Here is a 22,133-nt window from a genome sequence, read left to right as displayed (position 1 = left end):
CTCCGGGGCCGGCGGTTCCTCGGCGACCGGTTCCGGGACAGGAGCCTCTTGGGCCGGCTCCTGGACAACGGGCTCCGGGAGCGGGGCGGTCGTCTCGTCCTTGCGGGCTTGCTCTTCGGGCTTCTTGCGGCCGAACCAACGCAGGATCATGGCGTGTCCACTGTTCTCAAAGGGGGGTGCCGGTCAGCGCGCCGCCGGCCACGCCGGTGACTGTGGCGCGCAGGACGGAGCCGGGGGGCCGGGGCGTGCCCAGGCGGATTTCGGCGAAATGCTGGGTGCGGCCGAGATCGTCCTTCTCGACCAGAACGGACACCTCGCGACCGACCAGCGAGGCCAGGGTGCGGGCCTCCGCCTCGGCGCCGAGCGCGCGCAGACGGGCCGCGCGCTCCTTGCGGAGGCCACCGTCGACCTGCGGCATGCGGGCGGCCGGGGTGCCGGGGCGGGGGCTGTAGGGGAAGACGTGCAGCCAGGTCAGGCCGCACTCCTCGACCAGCCGCAGCGTGTTCTCGAACATCTCGTCGGTTTCCGTTGGGAAGCCGGCGATGAAGTCGGCGCCGAACACCATGTCGGGGCGCAGCGAACGCACACGATTGCAGAAGGCGATGGCGTCGGCGCGGCTGTGCCGGCGCTTCATGCGCTTCAGGATCATGTCGTCGCCGGCCTGGAGCGACAGGTGGAGGTGCGGCATCAGCCGCGGCTCCGTCTCGATCAGCCGCCACAGGTCGTCGTCGATCTCGATGCAGTCGAGCGAGGACAGGCGCAGCCGCGGCAGCTCCGGCACCAGGGCGAGCAGGCGGCGCACCATCTGGCCCAGCGTCGGCGTGCCCGGCAGGTCGGGGCCGAAGCTGGTGATGTCCACGCCGGACAGCACGACCTCGTTGTAGCCGGCCTTCACCAGCGCCTGCACCTGCTCCACGATCGCGCCGATGGGGACGGAGCGCGACGGGCCGCGGCCGTAGGGGATGATGCAGAAGGTGCAGCGGTGGTCGCAGCCCTGCTGGACCTGGACGAAGGCGCGCGCCCGGTCCTCGAACCCGCCGATCAGGTGGCCGGCGGTCTCCTTGACCGACATGATGTCGTTGACCAGCACCTTCTCGGCCGGGGCCAGCCCCCAGCTTTCCGGTTGCAGCTTCTCCTGGTTGCCCAGGACCTGATCGACCTCCGGCATGGCGCCATAGCGCTGCGGGTCGATCTGGGCGGCGCAGCCGGTCACCACGATGCGGGCGTTGGGACGCTCGCGGCGCAGCTTGCGGATGGTCTGGCGGGCCTGACGTTCCGCCTCCGAGGTCACCGCGCAGGTGTTGACGATGACGACGTCCCCCAGCCCCGCGTTGCGGGCGTGGGTGCGCATCACCTCGGATTCGTAGGTGTTCAGGCGGCAGCCGAAGGTGACGATCTCCGGCTCGTTGGTCACAGTGTCGCTCATGCTCTTTCAGCCTAACGGGCGGCCCTTCATTCCGGTGATTGCCGGTCAGGTGGCCGCCAACTCCGCGGACAGCCGCCCGCTGTAGCTGAGGGCGACCGGGCCGGTCATCAGGACGCGGCCGTCCTCCAGCCATTCGATGGTCAGGGTGCCGCCGTCCAGGATCACGTCGACCTTGCGGTTGGTCAGCCCGCGGCGGATCGCGGCGACCGCGGTGGCGCAGGCGCCGGTCCCGCAGGCCTGGGTGACGCCGGCCCCGCGCTCCCACACCCGCATGCGGACGGCGGTGGGGGACAGCACCTGGACGAATTCGACGTTGGTGCGCTGGGGGAAGGCCGGGTGATTCTCGAACACCGGGCCGACCTCGGCCAGCGGCACCGCCTCGGCGTCGTCCACGAAGAAGACGGCGTGCGGGTTGCCCATGCTGACCGCGGTGGGGCCGGCGAAGCCGCCGTGCGACACCGCGTCGAGGCGCAGCGTGTCCGCCGGTTCCGCCAGCGGGATCTGCGCCCAGTCCAGATTGGCCGGGCCCATGTCCACGGTGATGCGCCCGTTGTCGGCGCGGCTGGCCCGCAGGATGCCGGCGTTGGTCTCGAAGGCGACGCGCTCCGCCCCCGCCTCCTCCATCAGCAGCCAGCCGACGCAGCGCGAGGCGTTGCCGCAGGCCGACACCTCGCCGCCGTCGGCGTTGCGGATGCGCATGAAGCCCGCCGTGCCGTCGGTTTTCGCCGGCTCGATCACGATGAACTGGTCGCAGCCCACCCCGGTCTTGCGGTCGGCGATGGCACGCACCTCGGCCTCGGCCGGCGAGTACGGCGTGTTGCGGGCGTCGATCACGACAAAGTCGTTGCCGAGCCCGTGCATCTTCAGGAATTCGCGCGTCATGACCGCCGTTATATGGCGACCGGGCCCACGGAGTCCATGGCCGCACGGGGGGACCGTGGCAAACAGTTCATGGGATCGCCGGAGGGGTCAGTGGGTTTCGGCCCCGCCGGTGTCGGCCGTGTCGCCGTCGGTCAAGGTGGCGGGCAGGGTGGCGCCCGACGCCGGAGGGATGCCCTCCAGCAGGTCGAGCATCCGGGCGAGGGTGTCCTCCGACTCGGGCCGCGGCGGCGTTCCGCCGGTCCGCTCCCACGCCTCGTAATCCCAGCCCGCGGCGCCCATCGCCATGTCCGGCAGCGTGAAATGCCCGTCCATGGCGTGGGTCTGCGGTCCGTCCGCGCGGGACAGCCCGACCAGCAGGGCTATGGACAGGGCAACTCCGGCCACCCAGGCCCACAGCACGTCGCTGTTGTTCATGGCTCCCTCCCGGCTCTTCGCCAAGGCAGGTCGGTGTCGGGGCCATTCCCGTTGGATGCGCCCCCTTCCATGGACTTCGGGTGTCCGCGGCGGCGCACAATAAGACTTCCGGAGATACCCGGAAGGAGAGGGGCGCCTTCAGCGCTCCAGGAATCAGGCGCCTTTGAAGACCAGATGCTTGGAGGCGGCGAAGTTCAGCACCATGCCGGACAGCGAGCCGGCGGCGACGGCCAGCACCGGGTGGGCCTCGGCGATCGGCAGGGCGGCCTCCAGCCCGACCGAGACGCCGTAATTCACCACCCCGCCGACGGCGTTGGCGGCCAGGAAGGTGGCCCATTGCCGGTAGAGCGGCGCGTCGGCCGCCCCGCGGAAGGTGAAGGCGCGGTTCAGCGCGAAGGTCGTGGTGGCGGCCGCCAGATAGGCCGGGATGCGGGCGGCGAAGAACTCCAGCCCGGCGCCGAAGACCAGCGCGTAGACCACCGCCGTGTCCACCACCAGACCGACCACGCCGACCAGGCCGAACTTGCCGAACTGAACGGCCAGCCGTCCAAGCCGGCTGTCGGGAAGGGCATCGATGGGGTTGCCCATGGTCAGGACCCGGCCGCCTTGCGGGCCGGATGGACGCCCGGCGCGGGGATGGAGAGGTAGCGCATGCGCTTGGCCTCGCGGCGGCCCAGCGTGACCGTGTCCAGGATCAGCCCGCAGGTCAGGCTGAGGAAGCCCAGCAGCATCAGCCCGGTGGACAGCACGGCGGTGGGCAGGCGCGGCACCAGCCCGGTCTGCAGGTAGGTCGCCACCACCGGCCAGGCGAGGATCACCGACGCCGCGGCGAGGACGGCGAAGATGGCGAGGAAGAAGGGCAGGGGGCGCTCCTCCTTCACCAGAGTGACGATGGTGCGCAGGATGCGCACGCCGTCGCGGATGGTGTTCAGCTTGCTGTGCGAGCCGGGCGGCCGGTCCTTGTAGGGCGCCTTGATCTCGGCGATGGGCATGTTCAGCTCCAGCGCGTGGACGGTCAGCTCCGTCTCCGTCTCGAAGCCGCTGGCGAGCGCCGGGAAGGATTTGATGAAGCGCCGCGAGAAGACGCGGTAGCCCGACAGCATGTCGTGGATGCGGTTGCCGAAGATCAGCGCGACCATGCCGGTCAGCAGCCTGTTGCCAAAGCGGTGGCCGGGCCGGTAGGCCTTGACGATCTCGGTGACGCGGGCGCCGTTGACCATGTCGAGCTGGTCCTCCCACAGCCGCTTGACCATCAGCGGCGCGGAGGGCGCGTGGTAGGTGTCGTCACCGTCGACCAGCACATAGACGTCGGCCTCGATGTCGGAGAACATCCGGCGCATGACGTTGCCCTTGCCCTGCAACGGCTCGTGCCGGACCACGGCGCCGGCGGCCTTCGCCACCTCCACCGTGCGGTCGGACGAGTTGTTGTCGTAGACGTAGACGATCGCGTCGGGCAGCGCCCTGCGGAAGTCCTGCACGACGGCGGCGATGGCCGCCTCCTCGTTGTAGCAGGGGATCAGCACCGCCACCACGGGCGCCGTGTCCGGACCCTGCTCCTTGGCTGGGGCTGATGAACGGCCGAACTGGGGGTCGGCCGTACGGTCGATGGTGGACAGGGTCATGGCGGTGCGCTTCGAAACGGTGCCGATGCGGAGTTAAACAACACAGCCGCCGGATTTAATCCACTCACCTTTTATGGCTCTCCGTTCGCTGCACGGCGCAGAGGTTCAGCGGCTCGCCCAGGTTGTTGGGAATGACGCGGCAGTCGTCCTGCTCCACCCGCAGACCCAGCAGGGCGGCGGCCCTGGCGGCGCCGGGCGTGTCGGGGATGGTGCTGAGCATCAGGAAGCGGCCGCGGTGCGCCCCCACCTTGTCCTGCATCAGGGCGAGGTAGCCGTTGCCGACCGAGTCCGGCTGGAGGAAGTTGGACTGGATGCGCACGAAGGGGATGCGCGGCGGGAAGGCCGGGATGACGTGGGAGATCGCCCAGTAGCCGGCCATCAGCACCATCGTGTCGTCGGGGTCCTCGATGGGCGGCACCGCCGCTTCCACCCAACGGTCGCTCCACGGCACGCGGCCCCAGTCGGCGGGGCGGGCGGTGGCCTGGACCAGCAGCAGGAGCGCCGCCGCCAGGACGAGCGCCGCCCGGCGCGGCACCGGCAGCAGGCCCGCCGCCATGACGATGGCCAGCGGCGCCAGCATCTCCAGCGGCACCAGATAGCGGTAGATGCAGAACATCCCGACCCACAGCCCGTAGGTCACCGCCATGGCGGTCAGCAGGTAGCGGGTGGCCGCCCGGTCGGCCAGTCCCGCAGAGGGATGGCGGAAGGCCCGCCCGAGCAGCGCCAGCGCGGCGGCGGCGGGCACGAGGAGGAACAGCACCAGGACGCGCAGGTCGAAGAAGGGGACTTCGCCGACCTTCAGCGGCGCGAAGGGGAAGATCAGCGGAAAGAACAGCCGCTCCAGCCGCGAGTCCGGGAAGAAGCCGACGTTGACGTAGCCGGACAGCGCCGCGAAGGGCGACTTGAAGATCTGGTTCATGTGCGGGAAGACGGGATTCCCGTACTCCACCCACAGATGGGCCATCCAGAAGCCGCCGCACAGCGCCAACCCGCCGAGCACCCCGACACCGAAGACGAAGGCCAGCCACAGCCGCCGCCAGGGCCGCGCCGGCAGCGCCAGGAAGGCGAGGCAGAGTCCGACCGCGTAGATCACCGTGGGGTTCTTCATCCCCATCGCCGCCCCGGCCAGCAGCCCCGCCGCGGCCGCCCGCGCGAGCGCGCCCGGCGCCGGGCCGTCGATCAGCCGCGGCAGCGTCCCCGCCACCACGACCAGCGCGCCGAGGATGCCCAGGCTGACCATGTTGTCGTGGAAGGTGGTGCCGAGCAGCCCCAGCGTGCCGCCCCCGAAACCGGCCATCACCGCCAGCAGCGCGGCCAGGGCCACCCGCTGCCCCGCGCCGCCGACGCGCAGCGTGGCGTGGGCCAGCAGGAAGGCCAGCGCCAAGTTCAGCCCGTGCAGCGTCCCCCAGACGAATCCCGCCGCGCGCGCCGGCAGATGGCTGGCGAGCAGGTAGAAGGGCACGTCCAGCAGGGGGTTGTAGAAGCTGGGCATCTGCGCCGGCAGCATGTCCATGCCCAGACGCCCGGTCAGCAGGGCGTAGGCGTTGTACCAATGGTAGTTCCGCAGATCCCAGTTGGCGTCCATGCCGAGCGCCAGCCCGAGCAGGCCGTAGAGCGGCGGGGCCAGCAGCAGGAAGGCGAGCGCCGCGGTGCGGGGGCGGCGGGCGGTGGGGAGCAAGGTCATCGAGGTGGCGGAACCCAGGGAAACGTCGGCCCCTTGGTAGGCGAGGGGACGCTCCACAGCAAGGACGGGATGCCGGTCCAGGGGCGGGAGCGGGAATTCGGGAGCAATTTCGTTGCGTCCGGCTGTGTTCCGGGATGCGGAATCGCGCCCCGCGAGCGGCGTTTGCGGCAAGCTTCCTCTGGCAATGGCGGGGCGGGTCTGCTATTCACCGAACTCCGCATGCACACGCTTGCGCCTCTTTTGCGCGACAGGATTCTGGCGATGGAAAAGTTTACGGTTCTCACCGGTGTTGCGGCGCCGCTGCCGATGATCAACGTCGACACCGACATGATCATTCCCAAGCAATTCCTGAAGACCATCAAACGGACCGGGCTGGGCAAGCATCTTTTCGACGAGATGCGCTACACCCCCGACGGCGCCGAGGTCGGGGAATTCGTCCTCAACAAGCCGGCCTACCGCAGCGCCAAGATCCTCGTGTCGGGCGACAATTTCGGCTGCGGCTCCTCGCGTGAGCACGCGCCGTGGGCGCTGGCCGATTTCGGCATCCGCTGCATCATCGCGCCGAGCTTCGCGGACATCTTCTTCAACAACTGCTTCAAGAACGGCATCCTGCCGATCAAGCTGCCGAAGGAACAGGTGGACCTGCTGCTCGACGACGCGTCGCGCGGGTCGAACGCCATCGTTTCGGTGGATCTGGAGAAACAGGAGATCACCGGTCCGGACGGCGGCAAGATCAGCTTCGAGGTCGACCCCTTCCGCAAGCATTGCCTGCTGAACGGGCTGGACGACATCGGTCTGACCATGCAGCAGGCCGCCTTCATCGACCAGTATGAAGGCAAGCAGCGCGGCGGCCAGCCCTGGCTGTGGGGCTGATCCGGCCCGACCCATCAGCGGCCCAAAGGCTCAGGCCGTGACGGCCTTGCGGACCGGCGGAGCGGGAACCACCTTCCGGCCTGTCGGTCCGCGGATTAGACAACACTGATAAAGTCTCCAATGGGAGTGCGTGCGCCATGCCCGCCAACAAGAAGCTTCTGTTTTTGCCCGGCGACGGGATCGGTCCGGAGGTCATGCGCCAGGTGCGCCGGGTCATCGACTGGCTCGACCGCAAGCGCAACGTCACCTTCGACGTCACCGAGGGGCTGGTCGGCGGCGCGGCCATCGACGCCTACGGCGTTCCCCTGAAGGACGAGACGCTGGCCGACGCGCTGGCGGCGGACGCGGTGATGCTGGGCGCCGTCGGCGGCCCGAAGTGGGACAACCCCACCGACTACACCAAGCGTCCGGAAGCCGGCCTGCTGTCGCTCCGCAAGGAGCTGAACCTGTTCGCCAACCTGCGCCCGGCGGTGGTGTTCGACGCCCTGGTCGACGCCTCGACCCTGAAGGCCGACGTCATCAAGGGCCTGGACATCCTGATCGTCCGCGAGCTGACCGGCGGTGTCTATTTCGGTGAGCCGCGCGGCATCACCGACATCGGCAACGGCGAGCGCCGCGGCGTCAACACCCAGGTCTACACGACCAGCGAGATCCGCCGCGTCGCCCGCGTCGCCTTCGAGCTGGCGCGCAAGCGCGGCAACAAGCTCCACTCGATGGAGAAGGCCAACGTGATGGAATCGGGCCTCCTGTGGCGCCAGGAAGTCACGAAGCTCCATCAGGAGGAATTCTCCGACGTCACGCTGGAGCACATGTACGCCGACAACGGCGCCATGCAGCTTCTGAAGAACCCGAAGCAGTTCGACGTGATCGTCACCGACAACCTGTTCGGCGACATCCTGTCGGACGAGGCGGCGATGATGACCGGCTCGCTCGGCATGCTGCCGTCGGCCTCGCTCGGCGCTCCGGACGCCAACGGCCAGCGCAAGGCTCTCTACGAGCCGGTGCACGGCTCCGCCCCGGACATCGCCGGCCGCGACCTCGCCAACCCCTGCGCGACGCTGCTGTCCTTCGCCATGTGCCTGCGCTACTCGTTCAACATGGACGAGGAGGCGAAGATGCTGGAGAAGGCCGTGCAGAACGTGCTGTCGGGCGGCATGCGCACGGCGGACATCATGGCGCCGGGCATGGCCCGCTGCTCCACGACCGTCATGGGCGACTCGATCCTGCGCGAGCTGGACAAGCTGGCCTCCTGACCGGTCGCGCCTCCGGCCCGACGGGCTGGGGGCTGCCGACCAGCGGAGCATGAAAAGAAAGCCCCTCTCCGGTTCCGGAGAGGGGCTTTTTCGTTGGTGCCGTCAGTCGCCTTCGCCCGGCCGCAGGGCGGCCCCGCGTCCGCCATGGCTCGCCTGCCCGCCCTTCCGCCCCGCTTCGGCGGCCAGGGACGGGTTCTTGGAGAAGCTGCGGGAGGACGCCGGTACGCTCCGGCCCCCCTTCCGCCCCGCCTCCGCGGCGAGTTCCGGGTTCTTGGAGAAGCTGCGCTTGTCGGCTGGCACGCTTTCCCCGCCCTTGCTGGCGATCTGGCGTTGCCGGTCACGGTCCATCGACGCGAAGCCGCGGTTCGATGTGCGACCGCTCCCGGATTGGACTTCGCCTTGGCCGTTGTCTTTCGAGGCCATCTTCAACCTCCACCTCTGCCACATGTCGGAAAACCGATGGGGGGCGACTTGGTTCCGGGGAGGTCGTGATTCCGATTCCTTCGGCACCCGTAAGTGGCAGGGGGACGCATCGGGTCGATCCGGGGAACGCTTCGCCTTCCGATCGGTTGACCGGGCGGGGGTAAGCCGAAGCGGGACCACGAAGCAGAGAGGGTCTACGATGGGAGTCGAACTCACGGCCGAACGACGGCTGTTGTCCGAGAAGGAATTCGAGCAGGTCCGCCGGAGCCATTATCCGGAGCTGGAGTCCCTGGAGCCCGATGAAACGCTGACGCTCGCCCGCTGGTTGCGCGGGGAGCGCGACCGGGCGCGCGACATCATCGCCTCGCGCCGCCGTGGACGGCGGGGCAAGGCCAGCGGCACCGGCCAGCAGTCGGCGGACGCCAGCGAGCGCGGTCTGTCCGCCAAGAAGCAGGTCTACGCGCGGGCCTTGAAACGGGTGAACGGGCGGCTGGAGCGGTTCCGTGCCGAGCGGCGGCGGGAGATCGTCCAGGCCAACCTTCAGGATGCCCTGAAGCGCAAGAAGGACGCGGAGCCCCAGCACCCGTCCCCCGGGCGCACCCCCCGCAAGGGCATGCGCCCGATCCCGAGCGGGCGCCGGACGGTCGAGACCGATCCGCGCGAGATCGGGCGGGTCTCGCAGTTCGTGAAGGACGCCCAGGCGCGCCGGGATTCCTGAGCGCCCGGTCCCTAAGCGCCCGGTCGATGAGAGGGGCGGTGGGCGTCAGCCCGCCGTCTCCAGCGCCCGGATCGCCTCGGCCATCGCGACGAGGCGCCGGGCGTTCTCGACGTGCAGGTTCTCCACCAGCCGCCCGTCCACCAGAACCACCCCCTTGCCCTGGGCAACGGCCTCGGCGTGGGCCTGGATGATGCGGTGGGCCTGCGCGATCTCCTCCTCGCCGGGAGCGAAGGCGGCGTTGCAGGCGGCGATGGTCTTGGGGTGGATCAGCGTCTTGCCGTCGAAGCCGAGGTCGCGCCCCTGGGCGCAGGAGTCGGCGAAGCCCGCGTCGTCGTTCAGGTCGAGATGGACCCCGTCCAGGATGGCGAGGCCGTAGGCCCGCGCCGCCAGCAGGCAGAGACCCAGGCTGGTCAGCATCGGCAACCGGTCGCGCGTGTGCGCCGCGTGCAGGTCCTTGGCGAGGTCGGAGGTGCCCATCACCAGCCCGCCCAGCTTCGGGCTGGCCCCGGCGATCTCCTTGGCGTTGAGCATGCCGAGCGGCGTCTCCATCATGCACCAGATGGTCTGTCCGTCGGGCGAGCCGTTGGCGCGCAGCACCGCCTCGGCCTGGCGGACCATGTCGGCGCTCTCCACCTTCGGCAGCAGCACCGCGTCGGCGCCGCTGGAGGCCGCCATCACGAGGTCGTCATACCCCCAGGGCGTGTTCAGCCCGTTGGTGCGGACCACCAGCTCCCGCCCGCCATAACCGCCGGCGGCGATGGACGCCTTGATGGTGGCGCGGGCCTCCGCCTTGGCGTCGGGGGCGACGGCGTCCTCCAGGTCGAGGATCAGCCCGTCGGCGGGCAGGCTGCGCCCCTTCTCCAAAGCGCGGGCGTTGGAGCCGGGCATGTAGAGCACGCTGCGGCGCGGGCGGGCGGTGGCGGCCATGGCATTCCCCCAAGCGGTCTTGTGTCGTTGCCGCAGGATTAGCCGCGTCCGATCCCCCTGTCCATGCGGCGCGTAAGGCGTGAAACTCTGGTCTGCATGGAAACATCCCCAGCGTGTGGCGCGGAGGGTTTAGGATGCGCGCCCAACCTTTCGGATCGTCCGCCCATGAAGACCGTCATTTCGATCCAGTCCCACGTCGCTTACGGCTATGTCGGCAACCGCGCCGCGGTGTTCCCGCTGCAGCGGCTGGGCTGCGACGCCATCGCGGTGAACACGGTGCAGTTCTCCAACCACACCGGTTACGGCGAATGGACCGGGCAGGTCTTCACGGCGGAGCATGTGGCCGACCTGATGGACGGCGTCGCCGCGCGCGGCGTTCTGCCCACCTGCGACGCGCTGCTCTCCGGCTACATGGGCGACGTCGGGCTGGGCCGGGTCATCGTCGACACCGCGGCCCGGCTGAAGGCGGCCAACCCGCGCGCCGTCTACGCCTGCGACCCGGTGATGGGCGACGTCGGGCGCGGCTTCTTCGTGCGCCCCGGCCTGCCGGAGTTCATCCGCGACCATGCCGTCCCCGCCGCCGACCTGATGACGCCCAACCAGTTCGAGCTGGAGTATCTGACCGGCCGGACGGTGGAGACTCTGGACGACGCTCTGGCCGCCACCGCCGCCCTGCGGGAGCGCGGGCCGCGGCTGGTCCTGGTGACCAGCCTGACCCGCAAGGACGCCGACCCTGGCCACATCGAGATGCTGGCCGACGACCGGGACGGCGCGTGGCTGGTCTCCACCCCGCGCCTGCCGCTGGACCCGTCGCCCAACGGGTCGGGCGACGCGGTGGCCGCCCTGTTCCTGGCCCATTACCTGAAGGCCTTCAACCCGGCCGAGGCGCTGGAGCAGGCGGCGGCGGCCATCTACGCCATCTTCCAGACTACCCGCCGGATGGGCACGCGGGAGCTGCAGCTGATCGCGGCGCAGGACGAGTTCGTGAACCCCGGCCAGCGCTTCACGGTCACCCGCGTCCGGTAAGCCCCTTACGACCACGCGTCCAAGAGACGGCGCGCACAGAGGAACGACATGCGGATTTGCGTCTATGCCGGGTCCAACCCCGGCACCAACCCGGCCTATGGCGAGGCCGCGGAGCAGCTTGGCCGACACATGGCGGAGCGTGGCATCGGCCTCGTCTACGGTGGCGGGCGGACCGGCCTGATGGGGCGGATCGCCGACTCGGTCCTGGCCGCGGGCGGCACGGTCACCGGCATCATCCCGCAATTCCTGATGGACAAGGAGGTCGGCCACCCGGGCCTCCAGGAGCTGCGCATCGTCTCCACCATGCACGAGCGCAAGGCGCTGATGGCCGAACTGTCGGACGGCTTCATCGCGCTGCCCGGTGGCATCGGCACGCTGGAGGAGCTGTTCGAGGTGTGGACCTGGGCGCAGCTCGGCCGCCACGACAAGCCCTGCGGCCTGCTCAACGCCTCGGGATTCTACGACGGGCTGGCCGGTTTCCTCGACCATGTGGCGGGGGAGCGCTTCATGCAGCCCAAGCACCGTGAGATGCTGATCGTCCGCGACACCGCGCCGGGCATCCTGGACGCCTTCGCCGCCTACGAGCCGCCGGCGGTGCGCAAGTGGCTGGACGAGGCCCGCACCTGATCCGACAGGGGCTCAGGCGGGGGCTCAGGGCTCGAAGAGCTTCTTCATCAGGGCGTTCCAGTCGCGTTTGAACTGGGTGCCGAAATCCGCCTCGGCGACCGCGTTGCCGCGGCCGGCGGGGCGGACGATGGCCGCGGCCTGGGAGTCGGGCTGCGCCTTCGCCTTGCGCTGGACGGTGACGACCCGCTTCTTCGGGGGCGGGTCGGGCTTGCGGGCGGGCAGGGGGGCCGCGGTGACCGTGATCGCGGGGGCCGCACCGGTCTGTGAATTCCGGGAAAAGGCGTCCTTGCACCAGCCGCTTTCACGTGCCTGGGTCAGCGCGTCCCCGTCGAGCAGCCAGCAGTCGACGCTGCCCGCCGCGGCGGCGGGGGCGGGCTGGATCGGTGCCGTCAGAAAAAGCGCCAGCGTCAGTGCACTGCACCGGGACCGCCAAGGCATGCCTCGCCCTCTCCCTCGCCGTTGGACCGACGTTCAGCAATACAACGTCGGGCGCCCCTTTATCTTCGGCGCGAAACGGGAGTAGGACGGCATCCCCGTGGTAACACGGGCGGCGGCGGTGCGTTTCGGCCCGTCAGGTCAGGTGCTGCTGGCGCAGATAGTCCTCGGACTGCATCTCCATCAGGCGGCTGACCGTGCGTTCGAATTCGAAGGCGTGGGTGCCCTCGGGGTACAGCCGCTCCGGCGGGCCTTCGGCGGCGACCACGAGGTTGACCTTGTGCTCGTAGAGCGCGTCGATCAGCGTCATGAAGCGCTTGGCTTCGTTGCGCAGCTCGTCCTTCATGGTCGGCACGCCGTGGATCAGCACGGTGTGGAAGTGCGTGGCGATGGCGATGTAGTCGGCGGCGCCCAGCGGCTTGCCGCACAGGCTCCAGAAATCCACCAGGGCGACGCATTTGGCGGCGCAGGCGATCTCCACCTTCCGGCCCTGGACCGACAGATGGGTCGGTTCGCCCCGGGCTCCGTCGGTCAGCGTCGCGAAGGTCTGGCGGATCCTGGCGTCGCTCTCCGGGCCGAGCGGCCAGAAATAGACGGGCTTGCCCTGGAGCCGGTCCAACCGGTAGTCGGTCGGCCCCTCCAGCGCCAGGACGTCGAGCTTTTCCTTGAGCAGGGCGATGAAGGGCAGGAACAGCTCGCGCTGCAGCCCGTCCTTGTAGAGCATGTCCGGTGGCCAGTTCGAGGTCGCGACCACCACCACGCCCAGGTCGAACAGGCTGGTGAACAGCCGGCCCAGGATCATCGCGTCCACGACGTTGGTGACGTGGAACTCGTCGAAGCAGAGCAGCCACGCCTCGTCGGCCAGCGCGCGGGCCAGTTCGGGCAGGGCGTCGTCGGCGTCCTTGCCCTTGCTCTTGCCCGACTGGCGGTGCTGGTGGATGCGCTCGTGCACCTCCAGCATGAATTCGTGGAAATGGACGCGGCGCTTCTTCTCCACCGGGGCGGTGTCGAAGAACAGGTCCATCAGCATCGACTTGCCGCGCCCGACGCCGCCGTACATGTAGAGGCCCTGCGGCGCCTCCGCCGGTTCGGAGCGCGGGCGGCCCAGCCCGAACCGCTCCAGCCAGCCGGCCTTCGCCCCGCCGGCCTTCCCGGCCGGTTGCGGGCTGTAGCCCGTCAGCGCCTTGTAAAGGCTCTGGAGCTTCTCGGCGGCCAGCTCCTGGTCGGGGTCGGGGCGCAGCGTCCCGGTGCCGCGGCGGGCCCGGTAGAGCGAAAGCGGTCCGTCAGACATGGAATTCGCGGGTCTCGGCAGGGAAAGGTCTTACGTAGCCGATGCGTCCCCGCAGGGCAACGCCCGATGCCGGGATGCAGGTGCGCTCAAGCAATCACCACGCGGTTGCGGCCCTGGCGCTTGGCCTCGTAGAGCGCCGTGTCGGCCCGGCGGACGGTGTGTTCGTAATCCGGGTGTCCCTCATGCAGGGCCGCCCCGATCGAGGCGGTGACGCGCAGCCCGTTCCCGGCGCCCCCGGCGCCGGGAAAACGGTGCTCCTCGACCATGCGGCGCAACCGCTCGGCCTTCACGCGCAGCGCCGCCTCGTCCATCTCGGTCAGCAGGATGAGGAACTCCTCTCCGCCGTAGCGGAAGACGAAATCGCCGGCCCGGACGTGGGTGTGCAGCAGCTCTGCCATGTCCGACAGGACGGAATCGCCGGCCTGATGGCCCAGCGTGTCGTTGATCGTCTTGAAATGGTCGGCGTCCATCAGCAGCACGGCGAAGGGCTTGCCGTGGCGCAGGCTGATTGCGACCTCGCGCTGGAAGATCGCCGGCATGAAGCGCCTCGTCAGCAGGCGGGTCAGCGGGTCGCGGCCGCTTTCGATCTCCATCGCCTTCTCGATGATGGTGCCGAGGACGTAGGCGATCTCCGTGACGTCGTTGTTCAGCTCCTTCACGAAGGCGGGGGTGATCCAGCCGCCCTCGACCGCGGCGGTCACCTTGGCGCTGATGCGGTTGGTGCGGTCGCGGATGAGGTCCAGCTCGGTCACGCGGCCGAAGGTCAGTTCCGCCTTGTGGTTCAGCCACAGGCCGAAATCGGAGGATTCGATGGGCGGCGGGCTCGCGCGGTTGTTGTCCTCGTGCGCGTAGAAGGACACCACCGTGTTGCGCAGCCAGTCGAACAGCGACGATTTCAGACGTTCGCCCTCCAGCGCCAGATTGGGGCCGCTCATGAACATCTTGAGGGATTGCTGGTGGCGGACGTTGCCCAGCAGGTCGCCCAGATAGGCCTCGTGCATGTTGTCCAGCACGGTGTCCAGCAATTCGCCGACGAACAGGATGGCGGACGCGGTCTGGGCACGGCCGAGGTCGGCGGCCAGCAAGCGGGTCGACAGCTCCTTCTTGACGATCCGCATCCCGGCGTTGACCAGCGTCAGCGGAATGTTGATGCGGGCGTGGATCAGCCCGACCTGGTAATTCTGTTCCAGAACCGCCGCGATGGCCTCGTCGGTGGAGGCGGTGAAGAGGGCGCTGATCCAGCGCGCCAGCGAGGGGCGCAGCCGTTCCTGGACCAGCGTATGGCTGAGAAAGGTGTTGCTGTCCGGGCGGTCCAGCAGGATCGCGTAGAAGACCTTTGAAATCGCTTCGGCCTCGGCGAGCGCGATGGCCGTCACGCGCTCGCGCACGGCGGGTTCGGTGTCGGTCCACAGCGACGACAGCGTGGCGGCGAGGATCGCGGCTTTGCGGTCTTTCTGGCTGTCCATCGTCCCTGTTCCTTTGCGCAACCGTGCCCGACCCGTTCGAATTCTTAACGCCCGGAGACCGTCAGGCAAAGCGGCAATCGCTCGTTCGGTCGATCGGGTTCATTGGTGCATTAAGGTTAAACTTCCATTATGGTTTTCGCGCGAGATTGGCGGTGGCCGGTGGCGGTACCGTCTTACGTTGGGCAATGCCACCCGGACGGTCCGCCAGCGACCCCCTTTGGACGGCATGCGGAGAGTTGTTCACAGCCATGGCCAGCCGCAATCCGGTTCGCGACGCGAACCTGCCGCCCTCCGGAACGGGGCCCACCGGACTGGGGGAGCGGCTGTTCGAGATGCTGGGGTCGGTGCGCTTCCTGATGCGGGCGTCGGGCGTGGCCTTCATCGTCGTGGTCAACGCGATGATTTTCTATGGCGTCTGGCAGCGCCACGCCGAGGCCATTGAGGGGGCCGAGCGGTCGACCCGCAACCTCGCCCGCATCCTGGAGGAGCAGGCCGTCCGCACGGTGTTCAGCGTCGACCTGCTGCTGTCCGATCTGGTCACCGTCCTCGACACCCACCCGCAGGCGCGCACCGTGGCGGCGCCGTCGGTGAACGCCCTGTTGCGCAACCGACGCGACGCCATCGGTCCGATTTCCGGCCTGATCGTGGTCGACGAGCAGGGCCGCGTGCTGCACCATTCCGCCGACAGCAGCCCGCCGGCCTTCGACCTGACCAGCCGGCCCTATTTCGCGGCCCATCGGGACGAGGGCGCGTCGGACGGCGGGCTTCACGTCGGCGTGCCGATCCCCAGCATGGCCTTCCCCGGCACCTACGTCATTCCGATGAGCCGCCGCTGGTCCCACCCGGACGGCAGTTTCGCCGGGGTGGTCGTCGCCATGATCAACCCGTTGCGGCTGGGAGCCGGATTCGAGGGACTGCGGCTGGGGCTGGAGGGCACGGTCACCCTGGCGCTGGCCGACGGCACGGTGCTGATCCACCGCCCGTGGGACGAGGGCCGCCGACGCCTCGCCACGCTGGCCGACTGGCCGGAGGTCGACATCGCGCTGCGCACGCGGGACGCGGCGACGCTCGACACCGTGCTGCCCACCGATGGGCGCCCCAGCATCGCCAGCGTCCGCCGCGTCGCCGACTATCCCTTCACCGTCGCCGCCACCCTGCCGAAGGCCGAGGCGCTGGGCGAATGGAAGCGCGACAGCGCGGTGTGGATCGCCATGGGCCTCGCCATGTCGGTGGTGATCGCCCTGCTCACCTGGTACGTGGAGCGGCAGCAGTCCCGGCGGGAGCAGGACCAGAACCGGCTGGAGCGCGCCTCCCGCCGCATCCGCGGCATCCTGGACTCCATGGTGGACGCGGTGGTCACCATCGATTCCCACGGCGTCATCGAGACCTTCAACCCCGCGGCGGAACGCATGTTCGGCTACGCCGAGGCGGAGGTGGTGGGGCAGAGCGTCAACATCCTGCTGCCGGAGGGTTTCCGCGCCGGCCATGACCGTTCGATGGCCGGGTTCCGCCCGAACGCCGGGTCGCGCATCATCGGCAACGACCGCGAGGTCCTGGCGCTGCGCCGTGACGGCGGCACCTTTCCGATCAACCTGGCGGTCAGCGCGCTGCGGCTGGGCGGGCCGGACGGGGAGGGAGGGCCGGAGGAGAGCGGCGCCCTGCGGCGCGTCTTCGTCGGCGTCATCCGCGACATCACCAAGCGCCGGCAGCAGGAGGCCGAGATTCTCGCCTCCAAGAGCCAGGCGGAAATGGCCAACCGCGCCAAGTCCGAGTTCCTGGCCAACATGAGCCACGAGCTGCGCACGCCGCTGAACGCCATCATCGGCTTCTCGGAAATCCTCGACAGCGAGTTCTTCGGCAAGCTCAACGAGCGCCAGAAGTCCTGCGCCAAGGACATCCACGACAGCGGCAAGCACCTGCTGGACATCGTCAACGCCGTGCTCGACATGTCGAAGATCGAGGCGGGCCGCTACGAGCTGTCCGAAGAGGTGATCGACCCCTGCGAGGCGGTGGCCCAGTGCCTGACCATGGTCCGCGACCGTGCCGCCGACAGCGGGGTGGACCTGCGCAACGGCGTGTCCGGTGGCCTTCCCGCCGTCTGGGTGGACCGCCGCGCCTTCAAGCAGGTGCTGCTGAACCTGCTGTCCAACGCGGTGAAGTTCACGCCCGACGGCGGCAGCGTCACCCTGGCCGCCCACGTCGAGGAGGACGGTGCCCTGGCCCTGTCGGTCACCGACACCGGGATCGGCATCCCGAAGGACTTCATGGAGCATCTGTTCCAGCCCTTCCGGCAGGCCGACAACTCCGCCAGCCGCCAGTTCGAGGGCACCGGCCTGGGCTTGTCGATCTCCAAGAACTTCATGGAGCTGCATGGCGGTTCGCTGACTTGCGCCAGCACGCTCGGCGCCGGGACCGTCATGACCTTGCGCCTGCCCGCCGAGCGGGTGATGAAGCCGGAGGACACCGCCGCCCGGATCGCCGCCGCGCTGGTGTGATGCCTGTGAAAGCGGGCGCCCGGCTCCGGGACGGCAAAGAAAAAGGCGCCCCCACACAGTCTGGTGCGGCGCCTTTTTTGAGGTCCGGGGGCCGAAGCCCCCGGTGGCGGGTGCGGAGGACGGTGCCCCCGCATTCCCTTTGTCGGAATCTCAGACGTCCAGCAGCAGGCGCCGCGGGTCCTCGATGTTCTCCTTGATGCGGACGAGGAAGGTCACCGCCTCCTTGCCGTCGATGATGCGGTGGTCGTAGGACAGGGCCAGATACATCATCGGGCGGATCTCGATCTTCCCGTTCACGACGACCGGACGCTCCTGGGTCTTGTGCATGCCCAGGATGGCCGACTGCGGCGGGTTGATGATCGGGGTGGACATCAGCGAGCCGTAGACGCCGCCGTTGGAGATGGTGAAGGTGCCGCCGGTCAGCTCGTCCATCGACAGCTTGCCGTCGCGGCCCTTCTTGCCCAGCTCGCCGATCTTGCCCTCGATCTGGGCGAAGCCGAGCTTGTCGGCGTCGCGGACGATCGGAACCACCAGACCCTGCGGCGTGCCGACGGCGACGCCGATGTCGTAGTAGTTCTTGTAGACGAGGTCGGTGCCGTCGATCTCGGCGTTGACGGCCGGGATTTCCTTCAGCGCCTGGATCGCCGCCTTCACGAAGAAGGACATGAAGCCGAGGCGCACCTTGTGGCGCTTCTCGAAGAAGTCCTTGTACTCGTTGCGCAGCGCCATGACGTTGGTCATGTCCACCTCGTTGAAGGTGGTCAGCATGGCGGCGCTGTTCTGGGCCTCCTTCAGACGCTCGGCGATGCGCTGGCGCAGGCGGGTCATGCGGACCCGCTCCTCCTGCGCGGCGCGCGGGCGGTCGCCCGCGGTGCCGGCGGTCCACTGGTACTTCTGCGGGGCGGCGGCCGGAGCGGCGGCGGGGGCCGCGGCCGGCTTGGCGGCGTGGTCGATCACGTCGCCCTTGGTGATGCGCCCGTCCTTGCCCGTGCCGGCGATCTGCGCGGCGTCGAGGCCCTTCTCGGCGACCATCTTGCGGGCGGCCGGGCCGGCGTCGGCCAGGGCGGCGTTGCCCGCCGGAGCCGGGGCGGCGGCCGGGGCGGCGGCCGGAGCCGGCGCGGCGGCGGGAGCGGCGGCCTTGGCCGGGGCGGCCACGGCGGCGCCGGCCTCGCCCAGGACGCCCAGCAGGGCGCCGACGCCGACGTTGGCGCCGTCGGCGGCGACGATCTCCGCCAGCGTGCCGGCGGAGGGGGCGTTCACCTCAAGCGTGACCTTGTCGGTCTCCAGCTCGACCAGCGCCTCGTCGGCGGCGACCGCGTCGCCGACCTTCTTCAGCCAGCGGGCAACGGTCGCCTCGGAGACGGACTCGCCCAGGGTGGGGACCTTGATTTCGGTAGCCATAAGTTCCTCTCGTACTTTCTTGTTCTACGCCTGGGCGTCGAGTCAGCGGATGACGAGCGCGTCTTCCAGAAGCTTCGCCTGCTCCTGGTTGTGACGCTTGAGCAGGCCGGTGGCCGGCGACGCGGAGGCCGGACGGCCGACGTAGCTGGGGCGCGAGGCCTTGTGCTCGATCGAGGTGAGGGCGCCTTCCAGACGGCGGTCGACGAAGGCCCAGTAGCCCTGGTTCTCCGGCTCCTCCTGGCACCACACCACCTCGGCGTTCGGGTAGCGGGCGAACTCCTCGGTCAGCGCGGAGCGGGGGAACGGGTAGAGCTGCTCCAGCCGGACCAGCGCCACGTCCTTGATGCCGCGCGCGGTGCGCTCCTGCAGCAGGTCGTAATAGACCTTGCCGGTGCAGACGACGATGCGGCGGATCTGCTCGTTCGGCAGCAGGTCGGTCGCCGTCTCGCCGAGCACGCGGCGGAAGTTCGTGCCCTCGGCCAGCTCCGACAGGCTGGAGATGCACAGCTTGTGGCGCAGCAGCGACTTCGGCGTGAACAGCACCAGCGGCTTGCGGAAGGGCCGGCGCATCTGGCGGCGGAAGGCGTGGAACAGGTTCGCCGGGGTCGTCAGGTTGCAGATCTGCCAGTTGTCCTCGGCGGACATCTGCAGGAAGCGCTCCGGACGGGCCGACGAGTGCTCCGGACCCTGGCCCTCGTAGCCGTGCGGCAGCAGCAGCACGAGGCCGGACATGCGCAGCCACTTCGACTCGCCCGACGAGAGGAACTGGTCGATGATGGTCTGGGCGGTGTTGGCGAAGTCGCCGAACTGCGCCTCCCACAGGGTCAGGCTGTGTGGCTCGGCCAGCGAGTAGCCGTATTCGAAGCCGACCACGGCGGCCTCGGACAGCGGGCTGTCATGGACCTCGAACGGGCCCTGGTCGGGGCGCAGGTGGTTCAGCGGGATGTACTTGTTCTCGTTGTTCTGGTCATACATCACCGCGTGGCGGTGCGAGAAGGTGCCGCGGCCCGAGTCCTGGCCGGACAGGCGGACGCCGTTGCCCTCGACCAGCAGCGTGCCGTAGGCGAGCGCTTCCGCGGTCGCCCAGTCGATGCCCTCGCCGGTCTCCAGCGACTTCTTCTTGGCCTCGAGCTGGCGGGCGATCTTCGAGTTGATCGCGAAGTCCTTGGGATACTCGCAGAGCTTGTTGCCGACCTCGCGCAGCACGTCGATCGCCACGCCGGTGTTGCCCTTGCGCTCGTCGTCGGTCTTCGCGGCCTCCAGGCCCGACCACTTGCCTTCCAGCCAGTCGGCCTTGTTCGGCTTGAAGGAGTTGGCGGCCTCGAACTCACCCTCCAGCTTCTTCATGAAGTCCTGGATCATCTGATCGGACTCGGCCTGGGTGAGGACGTTCTCCTCGACGAGCTGCTTGCCGTACAGCTCCCGCGTGGTCCCGTGGGCGCGGATCTTCTTGTACATCAGCGGCTGGGTGAAGCCCGGCTCGTCGCCCTCGTTGTGGCCGTGGCGGCGGTAGCAGACCATGTCGATCACCACGTCCCGCTTGAACTTCTGGCGGAACTCGGCGGCGATGCGGCTGATGTGGACGACGGACTCGGGGTCGTCGCCGTTGACGTGGAAGATCGGCGCCTGGACCATCTTCGCCATGTCCGAGCAGTAGACGCCGGACCGCGAATAGGTCGGGTTCGTGGTGAAGCCGATCTGGTTGTTGATGATGAAGTGCACGGTGCCGCCGGTGCGGTAGCCGCGCAGCTCCGACAGGCCCAGCGTCTCGGCCACGATGCCCTGGCCGGCGAAGGCGGCGTCGCCGTGGATCAGCACGCCCATGACCTGCTCGCGGTCCAGGTCGTTGCGCTGCGCCTGCTTGGCGCGCACCTTGCCCAGCACGACCGGGTTCACCCATTCCAGGTGGGACGGGTTGGCGGTCAGCGACAGGTGGACGATGTTGCCGTTGAAGTCGCGGTCCGACGAGGTGCCGAGATGGTACTTCACGTCGCCGGAGCCCTGCACGTCCTGCGGGCTGGACGGGTTGCCCTGGAACTCCGAGAAGACGGCGGCGAAGGGCTTGCCCATGAAGTTGGTCAGCATGTTCAGGCGGCCGCGGTGGGCCATGCCGACGACGACCTCCTTGAGGCCGAGCTGGCCGCCGCGCTTCAGGACCTGCTCCAGCGCGGGGATCATCGACTCGCCGCCCTCAAGGCCGAAGCGCTTGGTGCCGGTGTACTTCAGCTGCAGGAACTTCTCGAAGCCCTCGGCGGCGATCAGCCGCTCGTAGATGGCGCGCTTGCCGTTCACCGTGAACTCGGTGTGGTTGCGGCCGCCCTCGATGCGCTCCTGGATCCAGGCCTTCTCTTCCGGGTCCTGGATGTGCATGAACTCGACGCCGATGTTCCCGCAGTAGGTCTTCTGCAGGATTTCCAGGATCTGGCGCAGCGACGCCGTTTCCAGCCCCAGCGAATAGTTCAGGAAGATCGGGCGGTCCATGTCGCCCGGGCCGAAGCCGTAGGTCGCCGGGTCCAGCTCCGGGTGCGGCTCGCGCTTCTCGAGACCCAGCGGGTCGAAATGCGCGTTCATGTGGCCGCGCACGCGGTAGACGCGGATGAGCATCAGCGCGCGGATGCTGTCGAGCGTCGCGGCGCGCAGCTGCTGGTGGCTGATGCCGCCATAGACCTGCTGGGCGTGGGCGACGAGGCCGTTGTTGCCGTTGGCGGCGGCCGGGACGCCGGCGCTTTCCAGCGAGGCGGCGACGGGGTCGAGCGCGCCGTTGGCGAGCGTGCCCTCCTCCAGGCTCCAGGACGGGCCGTTCAGCTCGTTCAGGACGGCGCGGGAGTCGTCGTCCAGCTCCCTGAAGAAGCCGTTCCAGCTCGAATCCACCGAGGAGGGGTCCTTCAGGAAGCGCGCGTACAACTCCGCGACATATTCGGCGTTCGAGCCGAACAGGAACGAGGTCTTCTCCAGATTAGCGGACATATGTTTGCCTCGGGCGTTTGCCCGGTTCCCTCAGAGAGTTTTTTTGCTTGTCGCGGGGCTCCGGACGGCCCCCGGATCTCCGGGCGGAGACAGGGGGCCGCCGGTCCTTCGGCAGTCGGCGGGAATATGGGTTCCCGCCGACCGCTTTATCAGCCCTTGAAGACCTTGAGCATGGTGGAACCCAGGCTCGCGGGGCTGTCGGC

General features: G+C 69.0%; 19 protein-coding genes. 6 read left to right on the top strand and 13 right to left on the bottom strand.

The features are described 5' to 3' along the window. Positions 1–166: 166 nt before the first annotated feature. From mtaB to DXK32_RS28430, 6 genes are all read right to left on the bottom strand, one after another. On the bottom strand, positions 167–1,426 hold the full coding sequence (gene mtaB, locus DXK32_RS28455) for a tRNA (N(6)-L-threonylcarbamoyladenosine(37)-C(2))-methylthiotransferase MtaB (protein WP_114861580.1): 1,260 nt from the start codon (positions 1,424–1,426) through the stop codon (positions 167–169). Positions 1,427–1,471: 45 nt separating this feature from the next. Further along, a complete protein-coding gene (dapF, locus tag DXK32_RS28450; protein ID WP_114861579.1) occupies positions 1,472–2,308 on the bottom strand; it encodes a diaminopimelate epimerase in 837 nt (278 codons plus the stop codon). Between the two features lie 87 nt (positions 2,309–2,395). Next, positions 2,396–2,722 carry a hypothetical protein gene (locus DXK32_RS28445; RefSeq protein WP_114861578.1) on the bottom strand — a complete coding sequence of 109 codons (327 nt, stop codon included), beginning with the start codon at positions 2,720–2,722 and terminating at the stop codon, positions 2,396–2,398. Positions 2,723–2,875: 153 nt separating this feature from the next. Further along, positions 2,876–3,310, bottom strand: a complete 435-nt coding sequence (locus tag DXK32_RS28440; protein WP_114861577.1) for a GtrA family protein — start codon at positions 3,308–3,310, stop codon at positions 2,876–2,878. 2 nt (positions 3,311–3,312) lie between these two features. Beyond that, positions 3,313–4,344, bottom strand: a complete 1,032-nt coding sequence (locus tag DXK32_RS28435) for a glycosyltransferase family 2 protein (protein WP_114861576.1) — start codon at positions 4,342–4,344, stop codon at positions 3,313–3,315. A gap of 64 nt (positions 4,345–4,408) precedes the next feature. Beyond that, on the bottom strand, positions 4,409–6,028 hold the full coding sequence (locus DXK32_RS28430; protein ID WP_247877391.1) for a hypothetical protein: 1,620 nt from the start codon (positions 6,026–6,028) through the stop codon (positions 4,409–4,411). A 261-nt stretch (positions 6,029–6,289) separates the two neighbouring features. On the opposite strand from DXK32_RS28430, the gene leuD reads away from it, so the two are divergent. Together leuD and leuB are read left to right on the top strand one after the other, a co-directional pair. After that, positions 6,290–6,901, top strand: coding sequence for a 3-isopropylmalate dehydratase small subunit (leuD, locus tag DXK32_RS28425; protein WP_114861574.1), 612 nt, complete (start codon positions 6,290–6,292; stop codon positions 6,899–6,901). 137 nt (positions 6,902–7,038) lie between these two features. Next, positions 7,039–8,154: a 3-isopropylmalate dehydrogenase gene (gene leuB / locus DXK32_RS28420; protein ID WP_014241645.1), complete on the top strand. Its 1,116-nt coding sequence runs from the start codon at positions 7,039–7,041 to the stop codon at positions 8,152–8,154. 102 nt (positions 8,155–8,256) lie between these two features. On the opposite strand, the gene DXK32_RS28415 is transcribed toward leuB, so the two are convergent. Further along, positions 8,257–8,577 carry a general stress protein gene (locus DXK32_RS28415; RefSeq protein ID WP_114861573.1) on the bottom strand — a complete coding sequence of 107 codons (321 nt, stop codon included), beginning with the start codon at positions 8,575–8,577 and terminating at the stop codon, positions 8,257–8,259. Positions 8,578–8,776: 199 nt separating this feature from the next. Here DXK32_RS28415 and DXK32_RS28410 point away from each other — a divergent pair, with 199 nt between their 5' ends. Next, positions 8,777–9,295, top strand: coding sequence for a hypothetical protein (locus DXK32_RS28410; RefSeq protein WP_114861572.1), 519 nt, complete (start codon positions 8,777–8,779; stop codon positions 9,293–9,295). A 45-nt stretch (positions 9,296–9,340) separates the two neighbouring features. Here DXK32_RS28410 and DXK32_RS28405 read toward each other — a convergent pair whose 3' ends face one another. Beyond that, the gene (locus DXK32_RS28405) at positions 9,341–10,222 is read right to left on the bottom strand and encodes an HpcH/HpaI aldolase/citrate lyase family protein (protein WP_114861571.1); all 882 of its coding nucleotides are present in this window, start codon (positions 10,220–10,222) and stop codon (positions 9,341–9,343) included. A gap of 165 nt (positions 10,223–10,387) precedes the next feature. Between DXK32_RS28405 and pdxY the strand changes: the two genes are divergently transcribed. Beyond that, positions 10,388–11,248: a pyridoxal kinase PdxY gene (gene pdxY / locus DXK32_RS28400; RefSeq protein ID WP_114861570.1), complete on the top strand. Its 861-nt coding sequence runs from the start codon at positions 10,388–10,390 to the stop codon at positions 11,246–11,248. A 48-nt stretch (positions 11,249–11,296) separates the two neighbouring features. Continuing rightward, complete coding sequence (locus tag DXK32_RS28395; RefSeq protein ID WP_114861569.1) at positions 11,297–11,875, top strand: TIGR00730 family Rossman fold protein; 579 nt, start codon at positions 11,297–11,299, stop codon at positions 11,873–11,875. Between the two features lie 24 nt (positions 11,876–11,899). Here DXK32_RS28395 and DXK32_RS28390 read toward each other — a convergent pair whose 3' ends face one another. The 3 genes from DXK32_RS28390 to DXK32_RS28380 form a co-directional block, all read right to left on the bottom strand. Then, the gene (locus tag DXK32_RS28390) at positions 11,900–12,313 is read right to left on the bottom strand and encodes a hypothetical protein (protein WP_114861568.1); all 414 of its coding nucleotides are present in this window, start codon (positions 12,311–12,313) and stop codon (positions 11,900–11,902) included. Positions 12,314–12,446: 133 nt separating this feature from the next. Continuing rightward, the gene (gene zapE, locus DXK32_RS28385; protein ID WP_114861567.1) at positions 12,447–13,601 is read right to left on the bottom strand and encodes a cell division protein ZapE; all 1,155 of its coding nucleotides are present in this window, start codon (positions 13,599–13,601) and stop codon (positions 12,447–12,449) included. Between the two features lie 86 nt (positions 13,602–13,687). After that, a complete protein-coding gene (locus DXK32_RS28380; RefSeq protein ID WP_114861566.1) occupies positions 13,688–15,067 on the bottom strand; it encodes a diguanylate cyclase in 1,380 nt (459 codons plus the stop codon). Between the two features lie 248 nt (positions 15,068–15,315). Between DXK32_RS28380 and DXK32_RS28375 the strand changes: the two genes are divergently transcribed. Next, positions 15,316–17,562, top strand: coding sequence for an ATP-binding protein (locus DXK32_RS28375; RefSeq protein WP_114861565.1), 2,247 nt, complete (start codon positions 15,316–15,318; stop codon positions 17,560–17,562). Between the two features lie 150 nt (positions 17,563–17,712). Here the strand turns inward: DXK32_RS28375 and odhB are convergent, their stop codons facing one another. Then, on the bottom strand, positions 17,713–18,963 hold the full coding sequence (gene odhB / locus DXK32_RS28370) for a 2-oxoglutarate dehydrogenase complex dihydrolipoyllysine-residue succinyltransferase (RefSeq protein WP_114861564.1): 1,251 nt from the start codon (positions 18,961–18,963) through the stop codon (positions 17,713–17,715). Between the two features lie 42 nt (positions 18,964–19,005). Continuing rightward, on the bottom strand, positions 19,006–21,930 hold the full coding sequence (locus DXK32_RS28365) for a 2-oxoglutarate dehydrogenase E1 component (RefSeq protein ID WP_114861563.1): 2,925 nt from the start codon (positions 21,928–21,930) through the stop codon (positions 19,006–19,008). Positions 21,931–22,133: the final 203 nt, after the last annotated feature.

The sequence above is a fragment of the Azospirillum brasilense genome (genome assembly GCF_003349955.1).
In the GTDB taxonomy this organism is placed as follows: domain Bacteria; phylum Pseudomonadota; class Alphaproteobacteria; order Azospirillales; family Azospirillaceae; genus Azospirillum; species Azospirillum brasilense_B.
This window is presented reverse-complemented; position numbering and strand designations above follow the sequence as displayed.

Bases quoted from the DNA above. Each gene is read 5' to 3' on its own strand.
- mtaB (WP_114861580.1), bottom strand. From the start codon at position 1,426: ATGAGCGACACTGTGACCAACGAGCCGGAGATCGTCACCTTCGGCTGC.
- dapF (WP_114861579.1), bottom strand. From the start codon at position 2,308: ATGACGCGCGAATTCCTGAAGATGCACGGGCTCGGCAACGACTTTGTC.
- DXK32_RS28445 (WP_114861578.1), bottom strand. From the start codon at position 2,722: ATGAACAACAGCGACGTGCTGTGGGCCTGGGTGGCCGGAGTTGCCCTG.
- DXK32_RS28440 (WP_114861577.1), bottom strand. From the start codon at position 3,310: ATGGGCAACCCCATCGATGCCCTTCCCGACAGCCGGCTTGGACGGCTG.
- DXK32_RS28435 (WP_114861576.1), bottom strand. From the start codon at position 4,344: ATGACCCTGTCCACCATCGACCGTACGGCCGACCCCCAGTTCGGCCGT.
- DXK32_RS28430 (WP_247877391.1), bottom strand. From the start codon at position 6,028: ATGACCTTGCTCCCCACCGCCCGCCGCCCCCGCACCGCGGCGCTCGCC.
- leuD (WP_114861574.1), top strand. From the start codon at position 6,290: ATGGAAAAGTTTACGGTTCTCACCGGTGTTGCGGCGCCGCTGCCGATG.
- leuB (WP_014241645.1), top strand. From the start codon at position 7,039: ATGCCCGCCAACAAGAAGCTTCTGTTTTTGCCCGGCGACGGGATCGGT.
- DXK32_RS28415 (WP_114861573.1), bottom strand. From the start codon at position 8,577: ATGGCCTCGAAAGACAACGGCCAAGGCGAAGTCCAATCCGGGAGCGGT.
- DXK32_RS28410 (WP_114861572.1), top strand. From the start codon at position 8,777: ATGGGAGTCGAACTCACGGCCGAACGACGGCTGTTGTCCGAGAAGGAA.
- DXK32_RS28405 (WP_114861571.1), bottom strand. From the start codon at position 10,222: ATGGCCGCCACCGCCCGCCCGCGCCGCAGCGTGCTCTACATGCCCGGC.
- pdxY (WP_114861570.1), top strand. From the start codon at position 10,388: ATGAAGACCGTCATTTCGATCCAGTCCCACGTCGCTTACGGCTATGTC.
- DXK32_RS28395 (WP_114861569.1), top strand. From the start codon at position 11,297: ATGCGGATTTGCGTCTATGCCGGGTCCAACCCCGGCACCAACCCGGCC.
- DXK32_RS28390 (WP_114861568.1), bottom strand. From the start codon at position 12,313: ATGCCTTGGCGGTCCCGGTGCAGTGCACTGACGCTGGCGCTTTTTCTG.
- zapE (WP_114861567.1), bottom strand. From the start codon at position 13,601: ATGTCTGACGGACCGCTTTCGCTCTACCGGGCCCGCCGCGGCACCGGG.
- DXK32_RS28380 (WP_114861566.1), bottom strand. From the start codon at position 15,067: ATGGACAGCCAGAAAGACCGCAAAGCCGCGATCCTCGCCGCCACGCTG.
- DXK32_RS28375 (WP_114861565.1), top strand. From the start codon at position 15,316: ATGGCCAGCCGCAATCCGGTTCGCGACGCGAACCTGCCGCCCTCCGGA.
- odhB (WP_114861564.1), bottom strand. From the start codon at position 18,963: ATGGCTACCGAAATCAAGGTCCCCACCCTGGGCGAGTCCGTCTCCGAG.
- DXK32_RS28365 (WP_114861563.1), bottom strand. From the start codon at position 21,930: ATGTCCGCTAATCTGGAGAAGACCTCGTTCCTGTTCGGCTCGAACGCC.